19 protein-coding genes are annotated in these 21,920 nt (G+C 44.6%); 4 read left to right on the forward strand and 15 right to left on the reverse strand.

The window, feature by feature from the left end; translation table 11 throughout:
* Positions 1 to 379 precede the first annotated feature (379 nt).
* Positions 380 to 1,357 carry a hypothetical protein gene (locus N646_RS23170; protein ID WP_017821533.1) on the forward strand — a complete coding sequence of 326 codons (978 nt, stop codon included), beginning with the start codon at positions 380 to 382 and terminating at the stop codon, positions 1,355 to 1,357.
* 31 nt (positions 1,358 to 1,388) lie between these two features.
* Here the strand turns inward: N646_RS23170 and accD are convergent, their stop codons facing one another.
* On the reverse strand, positions 1,389 to 2,252 hold the full coding sequence (accD, locus tag N646_RS23175) for an acetyl-CoA carboxylase, carboxyltransferase subunit beta (RefSeq protein ID WP_017821534.1): 864 nt from the start codon (positions 2,250 to 2,252) through the stop codon (positions 1,389 to 1,391).
* Positions 2,253 to 2,393: 141 nt separating this feature from the next.
* On the opposite strand from accD, the gene N646_RS23180 reads away from it, so the two are divergent.
* Positions 2,394 to 3,293 (forward strand): LysR family transcriptional regulator, encoded by a 900-nt coding sequence (locus N646_RS23180; protein ID WP_017821535.1) that lies wholly within the window; start codon positions 2,394 to 2,396, stop codon positions 3,291 to 3,293.
* A 147-nt stretch (positions 3,294 to 3,440) separates the two neighbouring features.
* Here N646_RS23180 and N646_RS23185 read toward each other — a convergent pair whose 3' ends face one another.
* The gene (locus N646_RS23185; protein WP_017821536.1) at positions 3,441 to 5,000 is read right to left on the reverse strand and encodes a methyl-accepting chemotaxis protein; all 1,560 of its coding nucleotides are present in this window, start codon (positions 4,998 to 5,000) and stop codon (positions 3,441 to 3,443) included.
* A 549-nt stretch (positions 5,001 to 5,549) separates the two neighbouring features.
* The gene (locus tag N646_RS23190; protein WP_017821537.1) at positions 5,550 to 6,626 is read right to left on the reverse strand and encodes a nickel/cobalt efflux protein RcnA; all 1,077 of its coding nucleotides are present in this window, start codon (positions 6,624 to 6,626) and stop codon (positions 5,550 to 5,552) included.
* Positions 6,627 to 6,761: 135 nt separating this feature from the next.
* Between N646_RS23190 and rcnR the strand changes: the two genes are divergently transcribed.
* Positions 6,762 to 7,034 (forward strand): Ni(II)/Co(II)-binding transcriptional repressor RcnR, encoded by a 273-nt coding sequence (gene rcnR / locus N646_RS23195; RefSeq protein ID WP_005375370.1) that lies wholly within the window; start codon positions 6,762 to 6,764, stop codon positions 7,032 to 7,034.
* A 266-nt stretch (positions 7,035 to 7,300) separates the two neighbouring features.
* Here the strand turns inward: rcnR and N646_RS23200 are convergent, their stop codons facing one another.
* From N646_RS23200 to ltnD, 6 genes are all read right to left on the reverse strand, one after another.
* A complete protein-coding gene (locus N646_RS23200; protein WP_005375369.1) occupies positions 7,301 to 8,794 on the reverse strand; it encodes a GntP family permease in 1,494 nt (497 codons plus the stop codon).
* Entirely contained in the window at positions 8,794 to 9,753 is a 960-nt protein-coding gene (gene denD, locus N646_RS23205) for a D-erythronate dehydrogenase (RefSeq protein ID WP_017635260.1), read from the reverse strand. The genes N646_RS23200 and denD overlap by 1 nt, the downstream gene beginning before the upstream one ends.
* Positions 9,754 to 9,814: 61 nt before the next feature.
* Complete coding sequence (gene otnI / locus N646_RS23210; RefSeq protein WP_017821538.1) at positions 9,815 to 10,591, reverse strand: 2-oxo-tetronate isomerase; 777 nt, start codon at positions 10,589 to 10,591, stop codon at positions 9,815 to 9,817.
* Positions 10,591 to 11,238, reverse strand: coding sequence for a 3-oxo-tetronate 4-phosphate decarboxylase (otnC, locus tag N646_RS23215; protein WP_005385078.1), 648 nt, complete (start codon positions 11,236 to 11,238; stop codon positions 10,591 to 10,593). Before otnC ends, otnI begins: the two co-directional genes overlap by 1 nt.
* A gap of 11 nt (positions 11,239 to 11,249) precedes the next feature.
* The gene (otnK, locus tag N646_RS23220; protein ID WP_031777204.1) at positions 11,250 to 12,506 is read right to left on the reverse strand and encodes a 3-oxo-tetronate kinase; all 1,257 of its coding nucleotides are present in this window, start codon (positions 12,504 to 12,506) and stop codon (positions 11,250 to 11,252) included.
* Positions 12,507 to 12,531: 25 nt separating this feature from the next.
* Positions 12,532 to 13,440, reverse strand: a complete 909-nt coding sequence (ltnD, locus tag N646_RS23225) for an L-threonate dehydrogenase (protein WP_005375356.1) — start codon at positions 13,438 to 13,440, stop codon at positions 12,532 to 12,534.
* A gap of 274 nt (positions 13,441 to 13,714) precedes the next feature.
* On the opposite strand from ltnD, the gene N646_RS23230 reads away from it, so the two are divergent.
* A complete protein-coding gene (locus tag N646_RS23230) occupies positions 13,715 to 14,473 on the forward strand; it encodes a DeoR/GlpR family DNA-binding transcription regulator (RefSeq protein WP_017821540.1) in 759 nt (252 codons plus the stop codon).
* A gap of 177 nt (positions 14,474 to 14,650) precedes the next feature.
* Here the strand turns inward: N646_RS23230 and N646_RS23235 are convergent, their stop codons facing one another.
* From N646_RS23235 to ppiC, 6 genes are all read right to left on the reverse strand, one after another.
* Entirely contained in the window at positions 14,651 to 16,405 is a 1,755-nt protein-coding gene (locus tag N646_RS23235; protein ID WP_021036046.1) for an ABC transporter permease subunit, read from the reverse strand.
* Between the two features lie 4 nt (positions 16,406 to 16,409).
* Complete coding sequence (locus tag N646_RS23240; protein ID WP_005441857.1) at positions 16,410 to 17,924, reverse strand: ABC transporter substrate-binding protein; 1,515 nt, start codon at positions 17,922 to 17,924, stop codon at positions 16,410 to 16,412.
* Positions 17,914 to 18,762 carry an ABC transporter ATP-binding protein gene (locus N646_RS23245; protein ID WP_021036047.1) on the reverse strand — a complete coding sequence of 283 codons (849 nt, stop codon included), beginning with the start codon at positions 18,760 to 18,762 and terminating at the stop codon, positions 17,914 to 17,916. The genes N646_RS23240 and N646_RS23245 overlap by 11 nt, the downstream gene beginning before the upstream one ends.
* A 20-nt stretch (positions 18,763 to 18,782) precedes the next feature.
* The gene (locus tag N646_RS23250) at positions 18,783 to 19,544 is read right to left on the reverse strand and encodes an ATP-binding cassette domain-containing protein (RefSeq protein WP_021707652.1); all 762 of its coding nucleotides are present in this window, start codon (positions 19,542 to 19,544) and stop codon (positions 18,783 to 18,785) included.
* A gap of 172 nt (positions 19,545 to 19,716) precedes the next feature.
* Positions 19,717 to 21,021: an MATE family efflux transporter gene (locus N646_RS23255; RefSeq protein ID WP_017821233.1), complete on the reverse strand. Its 1,305-nt coding sequence runs from the start codon at positions 21,019 to 21,021 to the stop codon at positions 19,717 to 19,719.
* 343 nt (positions 21,022 to 21,364) lie between these two features.
* Complete coding sequence (ppiC, locus tag N646_RS23260; RefSeq protein ID WP_080276970.1) at positions 21,365 to 21,706, reverse strand: peptidylprolyl isomerase PpiC; 342 nt, start codon at positions 21,704 to 21,706, stop codon at positions 21,365 to 21,367.
* Between the last annotated feature and the right edge of the window lie 214 nt (positions 21,707 to 21,920).

Below are 21,920 nucleotides of genomic sequence, written 5' to 3' on the forward strand. Positions count from 1 at the left end.
TCAGTGTCATAAAATTTATGAAACCGCTCCCAAAAATAGGTCTTTTACTCTAATTAAATGGGAGCAATCCCACTCCCCAAAAACTCACAATTATCAATAAAAACATTAATTTACCTTTTTCTAAATAACGACTTTATGAGGAAAATTGCCCTTAAACGCCCCCCTTAACTCTTCCAGATAGAGTTCACGACAATCAAAGGTTCTAAATTAAATTTTGATGCTTGATACCATCTATTTTTATTTGTGACTCATTCCCAATAAGTCATCGAGTGCATATCAAAAGGTTGGCATTAATGGTAAATTCTCCGCCAAATCAAACACATTTACTCCTCGAGTCATTGATGAGTGAATAAAGCAGATATTTGGCTAGGGATAATACATGTCACTTTGGGGATTTTTGGGAACGGGGATTGCCTACTTCATGACAACGTTTGCCTTTGTTTTTGGCGGCATTTTTTGGTTATGTTCTGAAGGTAATACATTAAGAGAAACAAAGCGCCAATCATCAATAATGTCCGGGGTTATTGCTTGTACTATTGGAACTTGGGTGCTTGCTTTTGGTGTTTACGTTTACGGTTACTTTTGGGATAACTCTTCTCACTATTATTTTTATTTGCTCGCTCCATGGGGACTTGCCATTTTTGGGGTAAAACTTCGTAACCGCTGGGTTAAGCAATACGCGCGTGTAAAACACGCAAAAGAAGAACAGTGGCAAAAGCACTGGCGAGAATTATTAGGGGAAGATACTGAAGAGCTTCCACCATATACACATGATTACGAGCTCTACTCGGGCATTTGGCAAGCCAATGAAGCGCTCCAAGAACAGTGTTTTGCAGCCCTTCCTCACGGGAAAGCAGTCTACGAGAGAGTGAAAGCCTTCCAAACGATGGCCTCCCCCGCTGGTGACATAAACAATCAAGTTTTGCTGAGTAAACTCGATCAACTAGAGGATGAAATCATTCAAGTTCTTGAGCAACACTCACAAAAGAAAGTAAGCATTGAAACTGGCGCAGGTACTTTACGCAAAGAGTCAAAACGCAATGTTTATCACCATGAGAATGGCCCAACAGAAGAGCAACTGTACGACTCAATCAACCTCCAACATGATTTGGATCGAGAGCTACGCTACATTATCTATGATCGGCTCGGTTACGATGGCGAAGATGAGTACTTTTTCCTCCAAGCGCCACTCGAAGAGCTTACCGAGAATGAAACCGCAATCAACTGGATGCTCTGGGGGTTAGTAAGCGACCATTTTGCTGTTGACCCATACCAAACGGCGTTGGATCTCAGCCTAATGAATGCGGAACCAAGATGGGAGCAAAATGAACGGTTTGTAATGATTACGGCTCAATAAACGCAAGTACTAAGTCTAACTTTAATACAACCTATTCTGAGACCACCCTCGCGTTGGTTAACTTAGCCAGTAAGCGGCCAACGCGATCGCGCATTTCACGTCTATCGACAATCATATCTAGCGCACCATGCGCTAGTAAAAATTCACTTCGCTGAAACTCGTCTGGTAGCTTTTCACGTACCGTTTGCTCAATGACCCGTCTTCCCGCAAAGCCAATACTTGCTTTAGGTTCACCAATATTGATGTCTCCTAACATCGCTAAACTCGCCGAGACGCCACCATAAGTTTGGTCCGTCAATACTGAGATATAGGGTAATCTGTGCTCAGATAAGTGGTTTAACGCGGCGCTGGTTTTTGACATTTGCATGAGTGCCACCAAAGACTCTTGCATGCGCGCCCCTCCGCAAGCGGAAAAACATACTAACCCAGATTTTGTATTAATTGCGCTTTCAACTGCTCGGACAAACTTCTCGCCAACCACTGCGCCCATCGAGCCTGCCATGAAAGAGAATTCGAATGCACACGCAACAACAGGCAGCCCCAATAACTTGCCCTCCATCACCACCAACGCATCTTTTTCTCCAGTCGTTTTCTGTGCTAAAGCAATTCGCTCTTTATATCGCTTTAAGTCTTTAAAACCCAAAATATCTTGTGGCTCCAACTCACTTGCCAACTCTTGTTGTGTTCCATGGTCCAGAAAAGAGATCAACCTTTGACGCGCAGCCATTCTCATGTGATATGAGCATTTAGGGCATACTTCCAAATTTTCTTTTAACGCGGCACGATAAAGTATTTGTTCACACTCAGGACACTTTGTCCAAACGCCCTCAGGGATAGACGCTTTGCGCGAACCTATTATATTTTTATTCTCAAATAACCGTTCTAACCAGCTCATAAATTCACCACTATTGATTACGTTCTAGCGCGATATCTCGTTGTTTGTTCGCTTAAACTTGTAAATAAAATTGTATGTAACTTAGTACAGGGATAAAGTGCGATATGCTGGCTTGATAATCCAATAAAGTGGGATAATGAAATGTTTGATAACGTTGACCAAATCTGGTTAAAAAGTTTTCACTGTGTTTATGAGAACAACAGCTTTAAGCGAGCCGCTGAGTGTTTGAACATACCAACATCAAATGTCAGCCGACACATTGCCCTGCTTGAAGAAAAGTTAAACATTAGGTTGTTCAATAGAACAACAAGGCGAATGACGCCTACCGAGGCTGGAGAAGAGCTCTATAGCAGCACTCGTCCGTTATTGGAGCAACTCAACGCCGCACTAGAAACTGTAACGCGCCACTCGCACACGGTAACAGGGGAACTGCGAATTCTTATGCCAGACACACCTGTACTGGCAAAAGCTATTGTTTCCTTTTGCAATCAATATCCAGCAATCTCTTTGCATTGTGATACAACGCTCGCCCCTAAAGGCGATGCTATCGATGGCTTTGATATAATATTGAGTTTTCACAGAGGTACTTTGTCAGACAGTAACTGGGTGGCGAGAGAGATAAAACGCTGGCCCAGTGCCATTTTAGCCGCGCCTCAACTAATTGAGAAATACGCCCCCCCTTACAAAATTACGGATCTAAGTCATGTTCCCTGCATCACGACGCTTACCGCAGTAAATGGTGCACCATGGGTATTCAGAAACCCTGCTGGGGGCCATATTACTCAAACTGTGCAATCTTCATTCAAAGTAAACAGCGGTCATCTCGCCAGATATGGCGCGTTATCAGGGCTTGGATACGCAATATTGCCAATTGAGTCATGCCAAAATGAGATCAAAAATGGTGAGCTAGAAATCGTCACTCTAGAGTACGAACCTGAGGATTTAGTACTTTACGCCTTTTACTCGTCAAGAAAACATGTAGCTAAGAAAATATCTATGTTTGTTGAACATTTAAAGCAAAACGCAAAACTTAACGCCTAGCTAAGCTTTACTCAACTAATTTATCGTACTCTGTTTTATCGTCTAGAAAGGACAAACACCGCTAAGCGATTTGAGACTCGATTTTTTCAAATAAAAAAGCCAGCAATTAACATTTACTGGCTTTTATTAAAGAGGGTCAGTTGGCGTTTAGATTCTAAACGCTCCTACGTGACGATCGAGTGTTCGCGATAGCTCCGCGAGTTGTTGACTTGATTCTTCTAGTTGCTCACTCGCCGTTAGCGCACTTTTCACTGAGTGGCTGACGGTATCCATGTTCATATTAATTTCGTTTGCTACCGTTGATTGCTGTTCTGTTGCGGTTGCTACTTGAGTATTGATATCTGAAATAGTCGTCACTTGTGCAGCTATTGCTTCTAAAGCCTGTCGAGCTAACTCGGTTTCTGCCGTTCCTTCTTCAATAAGAGCCTTACTATTGCTCATTGAATTCACCGCACTTTGAGCTTCAGTTTGTAGCTGGTGAATCATGTTGTCAATTTCATCGGTAGAATGAGCCGTTTTAGTCGCTAGGTTGCGAACTTCATCAGCTACGACTGCAAAACCTCGGCCGGCATCACCAGCGCGTGCCGCTTCGATAGCCGCATTGAGAGCCAATAGATTGGTTTGCTCCGAAATACCTCTAATCACCTCTAGAATACTACCAATCGACTGAGTATTTTCAGCAAGACTCACGATAATGTTGGAAGTGCTGTTCATCTCGTTTTCAAGATTAGTCATCGCCGTTTTGGTTCTTTCTAGCGTCGTGTAGCCATCTTGCGCTTCATTACTTGCTGCACTCGCAGCATTTGCCGCTCCAGCAGCATTGGAGGCAATTTCATTGACCGTCGCAATCATTTCGTTCATGGATGTGACAACCAGCATGGTTTGCTCGTTCTGCTCTTGCCCTCTTGTGAGCGCTTGTTGAGATTGCCCACGCAAAGCGACAGCTGAACTATTAAGCTCCACACCAGTATTTACAACTTGTGTAATAATCTCATGTACTTTCCCAACAAAAACGTTGAAAGCAGAAGAAATTTGCGCGACTTCGTCATTACCTTTCGCTGGCAAACGAACGGTTAAGTCTCCGTCTCCTTTTGAGATGTCTTGTAGAGCGTCTTTAAGCGCAGAAAGCGGTCTCATCAGTTTATTTAGCAGAAGTGACAGAATCAAAACACACATAACGAAGATCGCCACCATAGAGATCAACTGGTAAGTAATAATTCCATTCGTCGCTTGGCTCACTTCGGTAATAGGAATACCAATATCAAAAGTACCGTATAACTGACCATCCACATAAATTGGTGCCATGATGTCAAACACCCATACTTTCTGGACATCGGCATACCACTTTGAGTACTGTTGAACACCTCTCGTCGCGCCTTCAACAGTATATTCATCGTTATAGGTTTTGTTCAGCTTGTGCTTATCACTGTGGGCTACTGCCGTTACGTTACGGTCAATTACAACGGCATAACTCACGTCTGAACGTTGTTTCAGCCCCTCAACAAGCGATTGTAAATCTTGCATTGGATTGGCTGAGTTCTCCAAAATATAACTCGCATTTCCCGCTAGAAACTCAGCTTGAACTTGGGATTTGTTTAAGATGATGTCATCGATTTTCTGACTCGAAATTAGGTACGTTGATGCCATACTCGCCACGACAGCAATACCAAACATGGCGCAGACTGCTAATAAGATGATTCTTTTCATTATAATTGTCTCAATACAATTCAATTGATGCTCATTAATCGAGCGCTAAGCCTTTCTTCTCCAAAACCAACCAAACTGCATTTTGGGTCTGTTTGGCAGAGCAAGACATAACTTTATAACTATGTATCTGCTTGGTTCCCGATTACTTTAGACAGAAGGAAAAAAGTCTTCAAAACGTCACATTTCTACGAGGTTTGGCGAAGGGACGAGTACGCAAAAAGGAAACGTTTACATAGTTAAATTTAACTATGCGACCAAATTGGTATCGAACATTAAAGAAAAGACTTCTAATTAGCGTTTTGACCGTCGGGAGCGCTGTGGTCAGTGCTCCCGTTTTATCATTTAGTATCTCAGATTCAGATATTAGAGCCACAATCGCAGCGGTTGTAATCCGAGATGCTTGGTGAAGCGAGAATGACTTGGTTTGTAGATATGGCAGCGATGTCAGATCGAGTGATTCTCAATCAAGAATCGGTAGCAAAATATGCAAACCAAGGCATTAAGCCATTACCCATACAAAAAGAAAGGAAAAAATCTTTACCACAGAGTTTAACTCGTCAGCGATATGTATCCATGCATACCCATGTATAAACCAACTGCACTGATCAAGACGCCCGATAAGTAGGGAGCTCGACGTGCAACATCATTCAAACCGCTCCATTTAGATGTCGCTTTTTGCACGCCCACTGCTGCCACAACGCCAACAGCAACCAGAGTCAAGGCTAAGCCAATACTGAATGACACAACTAAAGTCGCACCAAGAGTCATTGCCTTAAGCTGCAAACAGATAAGCAAAACCGTTACCGCAGCAGGGCATGGAATCAAACCGCCCGTTAATCCAAACAGCAGAATTTGCCCATTCGTCACGTCTCGATTCTCAAAGCGCTTTTGAATGTCTAAAGCGTGAGCGCGCTCGTGAGCATCTTGATATTCCTTATCTTCGCTTTCTAAATGAGAACCAGGACGGAAATGTACATCAAAGTCATGGGTATGATCATGGTGCCCGATGATCAAAGTGACAGAAAGTCCATTAGAGACTTCAATGCAAGACGCCGATTCCAAGTATCCATCACGCTCTATAAAGTGATAAATATCAGCAGGTTGATAACCATCACTCGATACCGAAACCTTGATACCTTCAGCAGTTAAAGGTTTACCGCTGAGTGTTCGCAACTGGAAACGGTGATGGTCCCCTTCCTGTGTAATCGAAAGCGAAACATGCCCATGTCCTGTATCCACAACTTGTGTCGTCCAGTCGCGAGCATGATCCTGAGCTTTGTTCCAAGCTCGCTCATCGCTCCATGTCCGCCAAAACATCCATACGCCGGTTGTCACGATAATGACTCCAGAGATAAGTTGCATCCATGGTTCAGCCGCTTCAGCGGTGAATTTCTGGCTAATATACATCCCACCAACAGCGATTAACCATACAATTACAGTGTGAGAAAGTGTGGCAGCTAAACCCAGCATCACGGCTTGTTTGACCGTTCCTTTCACCGCGACAATGAACGCCGCCATCATCGTTTTAGAGTGCCCAGGTTCTAAACCATGCAAGGCGCCAAGCAAAATGGCACTGGGAATAAAGAACCACCCATTACCTTGTTGTAGTAACGCGACAAAATCCATTGTTGTTCTCTGTTGTTGATTCTAATTTATCGCAAACTATACTCCCCCCTAGTATTAAATACTACCCCCCAGTATAAATTGAGTGCTACATTATCAGTTAGAATAACTCGGCCCGTAACTTAAAGAAGATAAGACATGTCGCATACAACCAGAGATCAAAAGAAGCTCAACACTCGAGTCAGTAAAATACAGGGTCAGGTGAATGGACTTAAAAAAATGCTGGAAGAAGAGCATGAATGCCAAGATGTATTGCAGCAGATTGCCGCTATTCGGGGAGCAGTAAATGGTTTGATGCGAGAAGTAATTAAAGGTCACTTACTTGAGCACGTTGTACTTGAGGAAGACAAAACTCAACGTGAAAAAGATATGGAAGTCGTATTAAAAGTACTGGACTCTTATATAAAGTAACCCTAATTCGCTAGAGTAAAGTCACTAGGGTTAAACTCGAATAGATCCTTTATAGGTAATCGCTTACTAAGCGGGAAATAACAATTCCATTTCATATTGATTAAGTTGAAAACGGAACCTATATCGGTTCAATTTAAATAGTTTATTTATAAGAACTAAAACGGCCCAAACATAGGGCCGTTCATATTATTAAAAAACTCTAAACTATCTGATAAAAATACATATTGTGATAGGTTTTTACTTTATGGAAGAGTACAAGTAAACCTTTATACCTCTTGTAATTCGACGTGCTTAGCGCTGTAAGATTTTGTAAATGCAACACACCCCAAAAGTACAGCAAGTGGTAACACAGGATCAAAGATTGAACCATGAGATCCGAAGAATAAGTTAAGAATCATGACTAATGAACCACCAATAGCCCAAGCAATTGTTGTTGGAATAGTCCAAATAATGAGTTGTTTCTTAACCTCAGTCACCCCCATTAGTCGATTAACAATATGGAATAGCGAGTCATTAAAGTAGCCAGCAAATAGAGATCCCATCGTAGCTGCCGTCGCTGCGAATAAAAGGTTAACGTCAGGAATATTTACTAAAACTGGGGCAGATATAGAAGCAGCGGTTATCATGGAGACTGTACCAGAGCCCTGAATAATACGAACTAACGTCGCAATAATAAATGGAATCATAACCGCAGAAATAGGAAGCCCTGCAACTTGGTTAGCAATCTCTGCGCCCGCACCCGTTTCACGCAATACGGCACCTAACGCGCCACCAGCTCCTGTTACTAACAAAATGATGCCACAAGTGGAGATTCCTTGTTCCATCTTTTCATTCGCTTCTTCTTTGGTAAGGTTATTACCCAAAGTGTAAACCGCTAATAACGTCGCTATTGATAGTGCAATAGTAGGGCTGCCGATAAAAGCGATAAATTGACCAAATGTTGTTGCAGTCAGCCCTTCGAAACCGAAAGTCCCCTCTAATAAACCCATCACTGATTTCGCAAGTATAAGTAAAATAGGGATAATAATTGGAGCGATAGATTTACTTAAAGATGGTAGGTCTTTCGCTTCTTTACTTGCAATGTACTCTTTGTGATCATTAATCAGTTGCTCACTAGACTTCGAGAAATGTTCGGTTGGAATGAATTCAGGAAACTGTTTTTCTAACCATCTTGCATACCAAACAATACCCATGACACAAGGCGCTGCGATCATCAAACCAAAACCTAACATGCTGGCAAGATCGACACCAAAGATACCAGCAACTCCCAAAGGCCCTGGAGTCGGCGGAATAGCGTGATGCGCTACGACCAAGCCGCCCGCCAGAGCAACCGTAAGCGTTAAAATCGAGCGATTAGACGTTTTTGACAAAGACTTCGCTATTGGATAAAGAATGATAAGCGCGCTATCCACAAAGATTGGGATGCTAACAATATAGCCAGTTACAGCAAGAGCGGCCTCTTCTTTCTTTTTTCCTAACCACTTTATAAAATTATAGGCAATACTTTCTCCTGCTCCAGAAGCCTCTAAAATAGCCCCCATCATAACGCCGAGACCGATGACAATCCCTATACCGCCTAATGTTCCACCAAATCCTTTGCTAACGGTCGCAATCGTGTCGTCAACACTTAACCCACCAATAATACCTGCGATACATGCCGCAATTAACATCGCAATTAACACATGTACTTTTGTACGTAATACAAGAAAAACAAGGACTGATACGGCTACTATTAGTCCAATTACTGAGGTTGGTAACATTAGACAATCTCCATATTGTTAACAGAAATAAATTGTTGTAATACATCCTTGAAATTACTGTCTGCTTTAAATCCAAGCTCCAGTTCTTTAGTACAATCAATTTTTTGTGGCCAACTACTCACAATACGATCAATACCCGCATCATGCTCATAGGTAATATAATTAGAAAGTTGTTTACCCATTAGAGTGTCCATTGTTTGAATCATCTCAGCTGGTGTAGTTTGAATACCAGGTAAATTAAGCGTTCTATAGGACAGATTATTTAACTGCTCATAAGGCATTAGCCCTGCATATTGAATATTGTCCACCACTCTAGACGGGCTCGATATCCAAAGTTTTAGCGTAGGGTCTACAGGACAATTTGATTCTTGAGCATTCAAAGGCTCACGAATAATTCCGCTTACGAAAGAACTAGCGGCAAGGTTTGGTTTCCCAGGGCGAATACAAATAGTCGGTAAACGTACGGATACAGCTTTAACAAAGCCTTTACGGGCATAGTCGTTAACCAATAATTCACCTATGGCTTTTTGCGTCCCGTAGGATGACTGAGGATGAAGAGCTGTTATTGGTGTAATCGTTTCCGGAAGATCACCACCAAATACAGCTAAAGATGAAGCAAACGTAAAACGAATATTAGGGTTTACTTTACGGCAACGCTCAAGCAATAACTGTGTGGTCGTCAGGTTTACAGCTACGCCTAAATCAAAATCTTGCTCAGCATGGCTCGATACAATTGCCGCTAAATGAAAAATGTGTGTCGTTTCGGCAGTAATAACTTGGTCTATATTTTCTCGCTTTGTCATATCCATGACTAAAGAAACGACTCGGTCATCAATGCCCTCTAAGCGCGACTTTTGAATGTCGACAATAGTAATACTTTCAGCTTTGTTTTCTTTTAGTAGTGATTTGGCAAGTAGGGTTCCGAGAAAACCCGCCCCTCCAGTTATGATAATATTCATAGTCACGACCCTTTGTTTTTGTAATTGGTTTCAAGTTATTTATGGATAGAAATTAAAATTGTTATAGGTATGGTTTAACCCAACTAAGGCCCAGCTGCGTGCTATGCCTTGGGTTGTATTCACAACCGATCCAGCCTTGGTAACCAGAGTCATCCAAAACATTGAATAGGTGTGGGTAATTCAGTTCGCCTTCCGATGGTTCGTGCCTTTCAGGCACAGAAGCAATTTGAATATGGCCTGTGTATGGCGCCACATCGCGAATCAACGTACTCAGATCACCGTCCATAATTTGTGCGTGATAGAGATCGATCTGCAATTTCACGTTTGGACGAGCCACTTGTTTGATGAGTTCCACCGCTTCACGTTGATGTGCAACAAAGTAGTTCGGTACATCGCGATTGTTGAGTGGCTCAATCATCAGCTCAACACCTTGTTCGGCAAACTTATCCGCTGCATAACGAATGTTTGAGATAAAGGTTTCAATATGCTGATCACGAGTGAAGCGTGAATCAACAATGCCAGGCATAGCGTGAACCTTTTTACAGTTCAGTGCCTTGGCGTACATCAGCGCAGTCTCGACGCTCGTTTTAAATTCATCCTCACGCCCCGGAATAGCTGCAAAACCTCGTTCACCTGCATCCCAATCACCTGGAGGCATGTTGAATAACGCTTGCTCAAAACCAAACTGCTGTATCTTGCTTGCTAGTTCTTGCGCTTCGAATGCGTATGGGAAAAGGTATTCCACCGCTTTGAAGCCCGCTTGGTGTGCTTTTTCGAAACGATCTAGAAAAGGAACTTCTGTGAATAACATTGTCAGATTTGCCGCGAATTTAGCCATTACTTACCTCTCCCTTTTAGGTCTTGAATCTCAGTATCCGTTAAGTAGCGGATGTTGCTGTCTTTAAGAATGAACGCTAGCTTCGCTGTCTCTTCTAGCTCTTCTGCGTTATCCACTGCATCTTCAAAGTCCGTACCCGTGATCACTGGACCATGGTTCGCCAGGAGGAAAGCTCTGTAGTCACTAGCCCGCTGCGCAAGTTCTTCAGCAATCTGAGGGTCGCCCGGGCGCAGGTACGGAATCACTGGCAGTTCGCCAATGCGCATTACAAAGTAAGGTGTGAAAGCTTTGATGGCATTCTCGCGGTCTAGACCTTCAAGACAAGAAAGCGCCGTCAAGTAAGTAGAATGCAGATGCACAATCGCATTACACTTTGAGTTATTTCGATAAATCGCCAGATGAAAAGCCACTTCTTTTGATGGCTTTTCACCAGAGATATGGTTGCCATCAATATCCACAACCGAAAGCTCTTCAGCAATCAAGCGGCCGAACGAAGAACCAGTTGGCGTTGCCAGAAAGTGTCCATTAGGCAGTTTTAGAGAAAGGTTGCCAGCGCCGCCAGTCGCATAGCCACGTTCAAACATAGAGCGCGCCATAGTGACCATTTGCTCTCGCAGTTGTTGTTCTGTCATCAATTCTTTATTCATCACAACCTCACCTATTCAAAAAACGACTGTGCTTTGGCAAAGAAGTGTTCATCGCCGAAGTTGCCCGATTTCAGAGCCAAAGAAAGCTCGCCTTCAAGTGACTTCACCCAAGGTACACCTGGTGCGATTTGAGGACCAATATGAAAACCTTTTACGGCTAGGCTTTGGGTTACAACCCCTGAGGTTTCCCCACCCGCAACGATGAAATTTTTCACACCGTGCTGCTGAAGTTTGATTGCAAGTTGGCTAAAGAATTGTTCAACCGCGTGACTTGAAGCATGCGCGCCAAACTCTTGTTGAATCGCTTTTAACGCCGCTGCATCTGCGGTTGCGTAAACCAGTGGTGCGAACTCGCTTTCGATGTTGGTCATGACCCAATCAAACACTTGATTTGAGTAGTCTTCTTCCGTCAGACACGCCTTCACATCAATAGCAAAGTGTGGCGCTTTTTCTTTGTAAACAGCGACCTGTTGGTTGGTCATGACAGAACAAGATCCAGATAACACAACGGTTGGTGCCTTTTTAGGGTTCCCCTCTTGCTTCGCATCACTTTGATCTTCAAGGCTCTCTATCCAGTTCTTAGCAATACCCGCAGCCAAACCAGAACCACCAGTTACCAGTTTTAGAGACTTCGCCGCTTGGCCAAGTGTGACAAGATGCTCTGCATTGAATGCATCAACCACTGCGTAGCGGTTGCCTTGTACTTTTAGCTCTTCAAAGCGCTCAATTACCGCTTTTGGACCTTGTTCAATTATTTGGAAGTTCACCAGGCCAGATTTGCCTTGAGATTGAGCATCCATCATACGAACTAGGCTTGAATCAGTCATTGGTGTCACAGGGTGATTACGCATACCTGAGTCGCTTAGCAAGTCTTGGAATACAAATAGATGGCCGTTGAAAACTGTGCGACCATTCACTGGTAATGATGGGCAGACAATGGTGAACGCTTCACCTAGCTCTGCAAGCAGTGCATCCGTTACAGGACCAATGTTACCTTCTGCTGTGCTGTCAAACGTTGAGCAGTACTTGAAGTAAAACTGCTGACAGCCATTTGCTTGCAGCCACTTAAGCGCCGCTACTGAATCCTCGATTGCCTCATCTACAGGACAAGAGCGAGATTTAAGACTGATCACGACCGCATCTGCGTTTACATCAATCTCTTCTTTTGGAATACCGTTAAGCTGAACTGTGCGCATGCCGTTTTCTACAAGAAAACCTGCGATGTCTGTTGCGCCAGTAAAGTCGTCTGCGATAACGCCTAATAACATCATTTTTTCTCCGTTTTACGTGCGCTTATTTCTGTTTGTTTTCTACACCTGGAAGCTCAATACCATCAAAAATCTTGATAACGGCACTGTCGTCCTCCTGGCCAAAACCAGCATTGCTTGCACTCAAAAACATGTTTAGTGCTGTGCTTGATAGAGGAAGTGGAAATTTGAGATCTTTTGCTGTGTCCGATACGAGGTTTAAATCTTTCACAAAGATGTCGACCATAGATTTAGGGGAGTAATCACCATCAACTACATGCTTCATGCGGTTCTCAAACATCCAAGAGTTACCCGCTGCATTCGTCACCACGTCGTACATCAGGTCAAGAGGAATGTTTGCACGTGCCGCTAATGCCATTGCTTCAGCACCAGCTGCGATATGAACACCTGCTAGCAATTGGTGGATAATCTTCACAGTTGCGCCTAGGCCAATCGCTTCACCGATGTTGTAGACTTTAGCTGCCGTTGCGTTGAGTACTGGTTCAAGTGCATCAAATGTGCTTTGCGCTCCCGACGCCATAATAGTCATCTCACCTAATTCTGCTTTTGCAGCACCACCAGATACCGGTGCATCAAGCATCACAAGATTGTGTTCTGCCAATTTCGCTTCAATTTGTTTTGCGTCTTCTGCTGAGATGGTTGCTGAAACCATTACTGGCGTATTCGGCTTAAGCGCTGTAGCAAGACCGGTCTTGAACAAGACCGTGTTAACTTGAGCTGCGTTCACAACAAGAACTAGAACCGAATCAAGCTTATCTGCAAACTCAACTGCATTTGTAGAAACAGCTTTTGCACCGAATGAACCTAACTCTTCAAGCGCTTGAGAATTTAAATCGAAACCATAGACATCTAGGCCTGCACGCACACATGACTTTGCGGCGCCCATTCCCATAGAGCCTAAACCGATAACACCTACAGATTGAACTTCACTCATAAAAACAATGCCTTCTGGTCTATTAAACTTTGTTAATTCTTGTTTGGTTGGTGTGATTATATGTGAAGATTAATACTAAGACCTCGCTTTGAATCACATTTTTTCACACAAATTAACAATGTCGTGATATATACCTCTTTATGGGCAGAGATATTCCGAGCAGTTAACACAAGCGAAGGCTGTTCTTACAACGTTGAGAACATAATTCACAGATATTCACAACAAATGAAAAGATTGGTAGGATACTGAAAAACAAGAATATAGAAGTGAAACTATGATCCCAGCAGAACGTCAAAGAACCATATTATCCCTGTTATCACATCAAGAAGTGTTAAGCATTTCAGATTTAACCGACCACCTTGGCGTATCACATATGACCATTCGTCGTGATATCGTGAAGCTTGAATCCTCAGGTAAAGTCGTTTCTGTTTCTGGTGGAGTGCAACTCGCTCAAGCTCTACATTCCGAACTTTCCCATGATGCGAAGGTCGAGCAACAAGCGGATGAAAAAATTCAAATTGGTAAGCTGGCGGCTACGTTAATTGGTCAAGACGCTACGATTTACTTGGATGCGGGAACAACCTCTCTAGAAATCGCCCATCAAATAGCAAATCGTAATGATCTTTTAGTGATCACCAATGACTTCTCTATTGCTGCTTTCCTTATGGCGCACAGTGAATGTGAGCTTTACCACACTGGGGGAAAAATTGACCGCGAGAACCAATCCACCATTGGTGGAAAAGTCGCAGAGTTCTTGAATGGGCTAAATATTGATATCGCCTTTATTTCGACTTCATCTTGGAGCTTGAAAGGCTTATCAACACCTAATGAAAATAAAGTTCTCGTTAAAAAAGCAATCATCAAGGCGGCACAAACCAATTATCTGATCTCAGACTCAACTAAATACGGTCAGATAGCGAGCTTTCATGCATTAGACATCGAGCAATTGGACGGAATTATTACCGATCGAAACCTATCCGAAGTGGTCACTCAAGAATTAACGGATAAAGGATTACGTGTGTATAAAGAGTAACACTACCTAAACATCTGAGTTCGCGTAACTTTTATACTCGTTAATTTATAGGTGCTTCCAATATACATAGACCGTGCTGTGTACTTTCTGGCAGAAAACACATCCTTTTGTTTTCTAAATTACCAAATTACTTATTACATCTGGATATGGAAGCTCACTTCGCTTTATCGCTGCTCGTCATTTGTCATCAAAAATCAAATTCACCGCAATTGCCATCAAAACTAAACCTGAGATTGGCAGTAAGACACCTAATGGTGAGCGCTCGATATAAGGCAGATTCTCTGCAATCAGTAAGCCCCACTCAGGTTCTGGCGGCTTAACGCCAAGTCCGATAAAACTCAGAGACGTCAGGCTGAGCGTAATGTATGGCAAACGTAGAAACGCGTGACGAATCAATGGCGGCAGTACGTAAGGCAACAAGTAGTAACGGAGTACTTGCCACTGACTGGTTCCCCAAATGGGCGCAAGATGCGTATAAGGCTGCGCTTTGGCTTCCATCAACAAGCTCGCACAGTGCGCCGCTAATGGTGCCCACGACACCATAACAATCGCAATCAAAGCACTGTTTGGGTTCATCCCCGTTAGACCAGCAATCAGCAGACCCGCCACAATGTATGGCACACCTTTGGTGATCTCAATTAAGCCTTGGCTATAACGAGTCACGAAGCCGAGCAGCAAACCAATCACCAAACTTAGGAACGTTGCGATGATGCCCATTTTGATTGTCGACATCATACCGCCGCCAACGCGAGCAAGCAGATCTCGCCCGACCGCATCTGCACCAAACGGGGCAGCTAAGCTTGGCGATTCAAGGCGGGTAAATTGGATGGTGTAAGGATCGCGCATTAACGCCCATCCAGCACAACCAATCAGCAAGACAAAGATTGTGGCACTGACGATACGTTTGGTGGTGCTTTGGGTAAAACGGAACGTGCTGTGACTGCTGATCAACTTGCCACTTGTGACACTGTGCCCGAGTAACCAACGTTGCAATAAGATGCTCGCACTGCTGATTAACATCGAGAACACCAACAACACCAACAAGCCGCCTTGCAGCATCGGCAGATCTTGTGACTTCGCTGCACCTAAGATTAGTCGTCCGATGCCCGGAATGGAAAACACTTGTTCCACAGCAACCGCGCCGCCGGTTAAACCAATCACCGTCATTGCGATTTGAGGAATCAAGTTACTAACGGCACGCCACAAGGCAAAGCGTAAGATTTGAAACTTACTGACGTTTGCCGATAGCCAAGTGATCACCCAAGGCTCATCCAATACACGCTTGAGGCTGTCATTGAGCAAGCGCCCGAACAAACCAGCAGCAGGCAATGCCATTGCCAAACTTGGTAGCCAGAGGTTTTGCACGCCTTGCCAACCATAAGGCGGGAACCAGCCCAACCAAATGGAAAACACCATGATCAGCAACGAAGCAATCACGTATTCAGGCAGTGAGACCAACACCGAACTGAGCGTGTCATGATGTTTGTCTAAACGATTCTGTTGCCAACGACGCACAGTGTAAAGGACGCTCGCCATACACATTACAAATGCCATGCCTAGCGCTGTAAGCATCAGTAATAGCGACGTTTTTGCGGTTTGTTGAACGCTCTCCATCACGGATGCGCCACTCACCCAAGAGACACCTAAGTCACCTTGCATGGCAAGCGTCAACCAATCCCACAGTCGCTCAGCAGCGCTGCGGTCAAGTTGAAGATCTTCTCGAATTGCTTGCAGAGCTTCCGCCGTCAGCAATTGTTGAGCACCCGCACGGGCACGGAGGATTGATTGGCTTGGATCGATACCGGCAATATCCGGCATCAAACCCACCATCACAACTACTACCCCGAGAGACAGGAAGCGCGACAAAAAACGCGTAAACCATTCAGGCATACAAGCGCTCCAACGAGAGCGCATGTTGGCAACAGACGACATCGAGTTAGTTCACCTCAGTAAACTGGTCGATCAGGCGACGCTCACGTGGGTCGCGTTGTGCATTCTTCACGCGGTCACTCTCACCTTGGATTACACGCTCGTGAAGCAGTGGAATCACAGCGTATTGCTCAAGGATTTTGCTTTCTGCTTCGATGATCGCTTGTTGGCGTTTCTCACCCAACGGCTGACGATCAGCGTGTTTCAATGCTGCGTCCACTTCTTCAGAGCAGAACTGACCTAGGTTGTAAGAACCTTTACAGCTAAAGTCACTTTGCATGTACGCCACTGGATCACCAGAATCCAACACTGTTGCACGTGACAACAAGAACGCATCGAACTTACCTGCTAGTGCATCGTTTTCGATTTGTGCGTATTCACGAACGTCTAGTTCAACCACAAAGCCAGCCGCTTCAAGTTGTTGCTTTAATAGCACCGCTACTTCTGGCAACTCAGCACGGTCGGTAAATGTACCGATGGTGATCTTCTCACCGTTCGCGTGGCGCATTTCCATGGTTTCCATACGAGGGTTCGCGTCACGAATTGGTTGAGCCCATGCCAATGCAGGACCTAACAAACCTTTTGCTGAATCGGCGTGGTTCTCGTAAACCGTTTTGATGATTTGCTCACGGTTAACCGCTTGAGCTGCTGCTTTACGCAAACCGAACTGGCTAAACACATCTGATTTGTTGTTTAGGTAAAGCGTGTTGGTACGTGGCATTGCGACTTCATGCAACTGTGAAGATTCCATCATCGCGATTTGCGATACAGGAACCGCTTCAACGACATCCGCCTCACCGGTACGCAGTGCAGCAGCACGAGCAAAACCGTTTGGTACGTATTCAGCAAAGATACTGTCTACTTTTGCTTTTTCACCCCAGTAACCGTCAAAACGCTTCAGTTTTGCGCTGGTTGTCCCGTTGATTTCTGTCAGAACGAATGGACCCGTACCCGCATTGATTGGCACAACACGACCGTTTTCTTGATATGCAGCACCAGAAAGGATCGCTAGCTGTGGGCTAGATAGACGGCTTGGCAACAATGGATCGTTAAAGGTCGTTTTGATTTCAACAGTGAAGTCGTCCAATGCGCGAACTTGCCATTCGATACCATCCAAAATGCGTGGCTTAGGTGCGGCATCTAATGCTTTTTGTAGAGAGTTCACAACCGCGTTGGCGTCAAGGTCAGAACCATCGTGGAATTTAACGCCCTTACGTACTGTAAATTGCCACGTCATCGGATCAACTTGTTCCCATTCCGTTGCCAGCATAGGCTCTGCTACCGACTGATCGTTTAGGTTCACTAGCGTTTCTGCTGTGCTCCAACGTGACAGTTTGAACGCGTCATCTGAAAGTGGTGACAAACCTGTGCGTGGTGGTTGCATCATGGCAACGCGAATTTCCGTTGCTTGCGGTGCAGCTGCTTTTTCCGCTTCTGGCTTGCTTTCGCCAGAGTCAAAACAACCCGTCAGCAATGCGCTTAAAGCCAGCGACAAAGCTAACTTGGGAGTACTAAGGTGCATAAGAAACCTCTCCAATGGTTTTTGTGAATTCATTACTTTTGTGTTGAGCGCTCATCAAGGCTCTCGTGATCAAGTGCGATGGGTTATTTGTCACGTTTTGTGCCGTGCCGTGCTCGACAACGCGTCCTTTGTCTAACACTAGGATTTCATCGCATAGGGTTTGTGCCGCATCGAGGTCATGTGTCACCAAAATCAGGCGCATCTGACGACTCTTTTGAATGCCTGCCAACAATTCGAGAATCTGTTTACGACTGACGGGGTCTAGGCTGCTGGTTGGCTCATCGGCAACCAACACACAAGGCTCGACAATCAAAGCTCTAGCGATAGCCACGCGTTGGGCTTGCCCAACTGATAATTGCTGCGGGTTACGATCCAACAATGTGAGATCCAAACCGACATCCGCTAAGACCTTTTCCACCTTCTCGTTAAGCTCTTGCGTCAAACCAATGTTGCTTAGCGGCTCCAGTAAGATCTGGCGAACGGTGTAGTACGGATTCAAGCTCGATTGCGGCTCTTGTGGGATCAGCTGAATGTGCTGACACAACTCTTGTCGCTGCTTAGCCGAGCTACGCGATAACGGATAACCACACACATACACTTCACCAGATGTGGGTTTACGAAGACCAAACAGAAGTTCAATCAAGGTCGATTTACCCGCACCAGACGGACCAACAATCGCAATGTTCTTTGTGTCGATGGCAAGATCCAATTGTTCGAGCGCTTTGAACGGTTTGCCCCCTAACCAACTTGGTTTGGAGTAATAGTGAACACTGGCTTGCTCAAAGCGAACTTCCGCCGATTTAGGCTGCGTGTGCCCGCTCAAGTTGTGCTTAGTCAAAATAGGCTCCAGAGATGAGGTTAAGGCAGCAGTTGCGCAAGTTGTTGGCAGAAAGGATGCGAACTTTGCTGAATGGCTTGCCATGGTGCGCCATAAGCCACCATGGTGTTGTCCGCAATCACCAAGACTTTGTCACACGCCAAAGCCGCAGACAGATCGTGCGTGATCAACAAACCACTGATGTTGCGTTGCTGAACACTGCTGCGGAACAACTCAAGGATCTCCGCTTCGGTGATTGGATCGAGCGCACTGGTGGGCTCATCAGCGATGATCAAGTTGGCACTACCAAGCAATGCAATGGCAATACAAATACGCTGGCGCTGACCACCAGATAGCTGACTTGGATGCTGCGCCAATGCTGCTTTTGGATCCGCAAATCCGAGTTGAGACAACAAGGTCGTCACCGTGTCTCGGTTTGCTGAAGACAAGCGCGTTTTGTTGCCCGTCAATGCCAAACACAGTTGTTGTTCGACAGAGGCCAATGGATTCAGTGCTTTGAGTGCATCTTGGAAAATGACCGCGGGACGCTGCGACTGACTGCGTTGCAGCATGACAGTTTGTGCGACTTCACTGCTGTTAAGCTGGATACTTCCGTCTACCCAAATATCAGACGGCAAAAAACCTGCGACGGCTTTCGACAACATGGATTTACCAATGCCGGAAGGTCCCATAATGGCAAGAACTTCACCTTGAAACAGCTCAAAAGAAATGTCTTTGAAGAGTGTGCGCTCTGAGTCTGTAAGGCTGAGATTATTAACGGAGAGTATTGGTCGAGAAATCACGGCATCAAAATAAATGTAATAATATAACATCACAAATAATATCATGCGGGTTAAAGCAAGGAAACCAGTCGGAGGGGTTATTTCATCACCTTTTTCAGATTTATCAACAAGGGCAGATGGCTCCACCCTTGTTATAAGAACATCTAAATTAGGTCGTTTGTGACAGTGTGAATTACTGACACTTTTGTTTGACTTGTTCGAGGTATGGGAACAAGAAGACAAAGCGCCCAACGTAGAACAGAGTGAATGCCAGCCATAAACCGTGGTTGCCCCAATATTGCACCGCAATAAATTGAGTCACTAAGAACAACACCATGGTTAGAAAGGTAGAGTTACGCACTGGTCGCGTCGTCCCTGTACCGGTAAAGATGCCGTAAAACGTAAGACCAAAACCAGCAACCAACGGGAATGCCAATAACCAAGGGCTCATGTCTAGATACAGTTCAACAAGGTTTGGCAAGGTGGTAAACAACATCACCACTTGGTGTTTGAACAGCACTAACAGCAAGGTCAAGACAACAACGAACGCCGCGGTCCATTGCGTGTTTAGCTTAATCACGTTATCAAGCAATGTCGTATTCTTCTGGCCTACCGCTTTACCTGCAAAGACGCTCGACGCGTTCGCTACACCGTCGAACATGTAGCTGACGATAAAGGTCACTTGCATCATGATTGCGTTCGCAGCAAGCACATCAGAACCAAGCTGAGAGCCTACACGCGCCATCATGTTGAAGAACACCAATAGACACACAGTACGAAGCAGCAGATCCATATTGGAAGACGCAATGACTTTGAGAGCTTTACGCGTCATTTTTGCGGTCTGAATGTGATCAAACAGCGGGAAGCGACAGGTTTTCAACACCAGCACCGCACCAATAACAAACGTCGAGATTTGCGCGATAAGTGTCGCCACCGCAACACCAGCAATGCCCATATCAAAGTACAACACAAATACGATATCCAGCACGATGTTCAGAACATTACCAAACACTTGCGTGAACAAGGTTTCTTTGGCTTTCGCCTGCCCCATCAACCAACCAATCACGGTGTAGTTCAGCAGTACAAACGGCGCACCAAAGATCATGATATCGAAGTAAGTCTTAGCGTTTTCGGCCACGACTGCATCAGGGGAGATAATCAGCTCTGCCCCCATCCAAATCACGGACTGCAACGCAATGAAAATCAAGCCAAGGCAGAGCGAAAGCACGAAAGGACGCAATAAGCTACTCGCTTGATCCTCTGGGCTATTTTTACCTAATGCGATTGCACTTTGCCCGGTAGTACTGACGCGGAAGAAGCCAAACAGCCAATACAAGGTATTCATGATGACGGTGCCGATCGCTACACCACCAATCATCTCAGCCACACCGAGTTTACCGATCACCGCGGTGTCCACCGCCCCCAACAATGGTTGGGTAACAGTAGAAACAATGAAAGGAAATGCGATTTTAAAATAGTCTTTATGAGTCAGGGACATCTTAAATTATGAACGGGGTTAATTTTTATAAGGTCGCTATCATATGCGAATGGCGCCCGAACATGAACCAAAGTTCGCCAGCAAGGAATAGCATTGATAATTGATACAACCAGCAAACGTATTCTCATACCAAAGCTTGAAATAGGATAACGACTTATGAGAAAAGCCAAGTTAACTGCATATAAATGAGTTTCTAGTTTGGAAAGATTAGCGTTTGGTGGGGCATGGCAGATCAGAATGTATCTGCCATGTCATAACGGTAGTGATTGGTTAAAAGAGACCGTGCAGATGATATTTAATGCTTGTGGGTTTCATCTGACAATGTTTAGGTCGATACCAAGCCTTATGTTCTGTAAAGCACCTTTACAACATGCCAACCGAACTTGGTTTTAACTAGATGCGGCGTTAACACTTCGCCAGAAAAGCACACTTTGTCGAATTGAGGTACCATTTGACCACGGCGGAATTCACCAAGGTCACCACCGCGTTTGCCTGACGGGCAAGTTGAATACTTCTTCGCTAATGTCTGAAACTTTGCGCCTTTTTTCAGTTGCTTGATTATGTCTTCCGCTTGCTCTTTGTGCTTCACAAGAATATGTAATGCGGCTGCTGTATTTGCCATTGATCTATCTCTCACTATTCTGGTCGCGCAAGTGTACCCAATCCTTTTTAACAGACCAAACATTTCTTAATAATAGCTCAGCGGTAAAGGCCCAAATACACGAGGAATATAAAATCGTCTACATAATGAGTTTAAAATACAAACAAGTTTTGCTCAGTTAATCACTATTCTCTAAAAGATTGTCTAAAAAGCTCACATTTGTCTCTCCGATGGTTGAAGCCTTCGTCTGATAAGATTAGATTAGACACAATTCGGTGGTATTTATAAGGTTATTTTC

Origin of the sequence: Vibrio alginolyticus NBRC 15630 = ATCC 17749, assembly GCF_000354175.2 — a bacterium.
GTDB lineage: Bacteria > Pseudomonadota > Gammaproteobacteria > Enterobacterales > Vibrionaceae > Vibrio > Vibrio alginolyticus.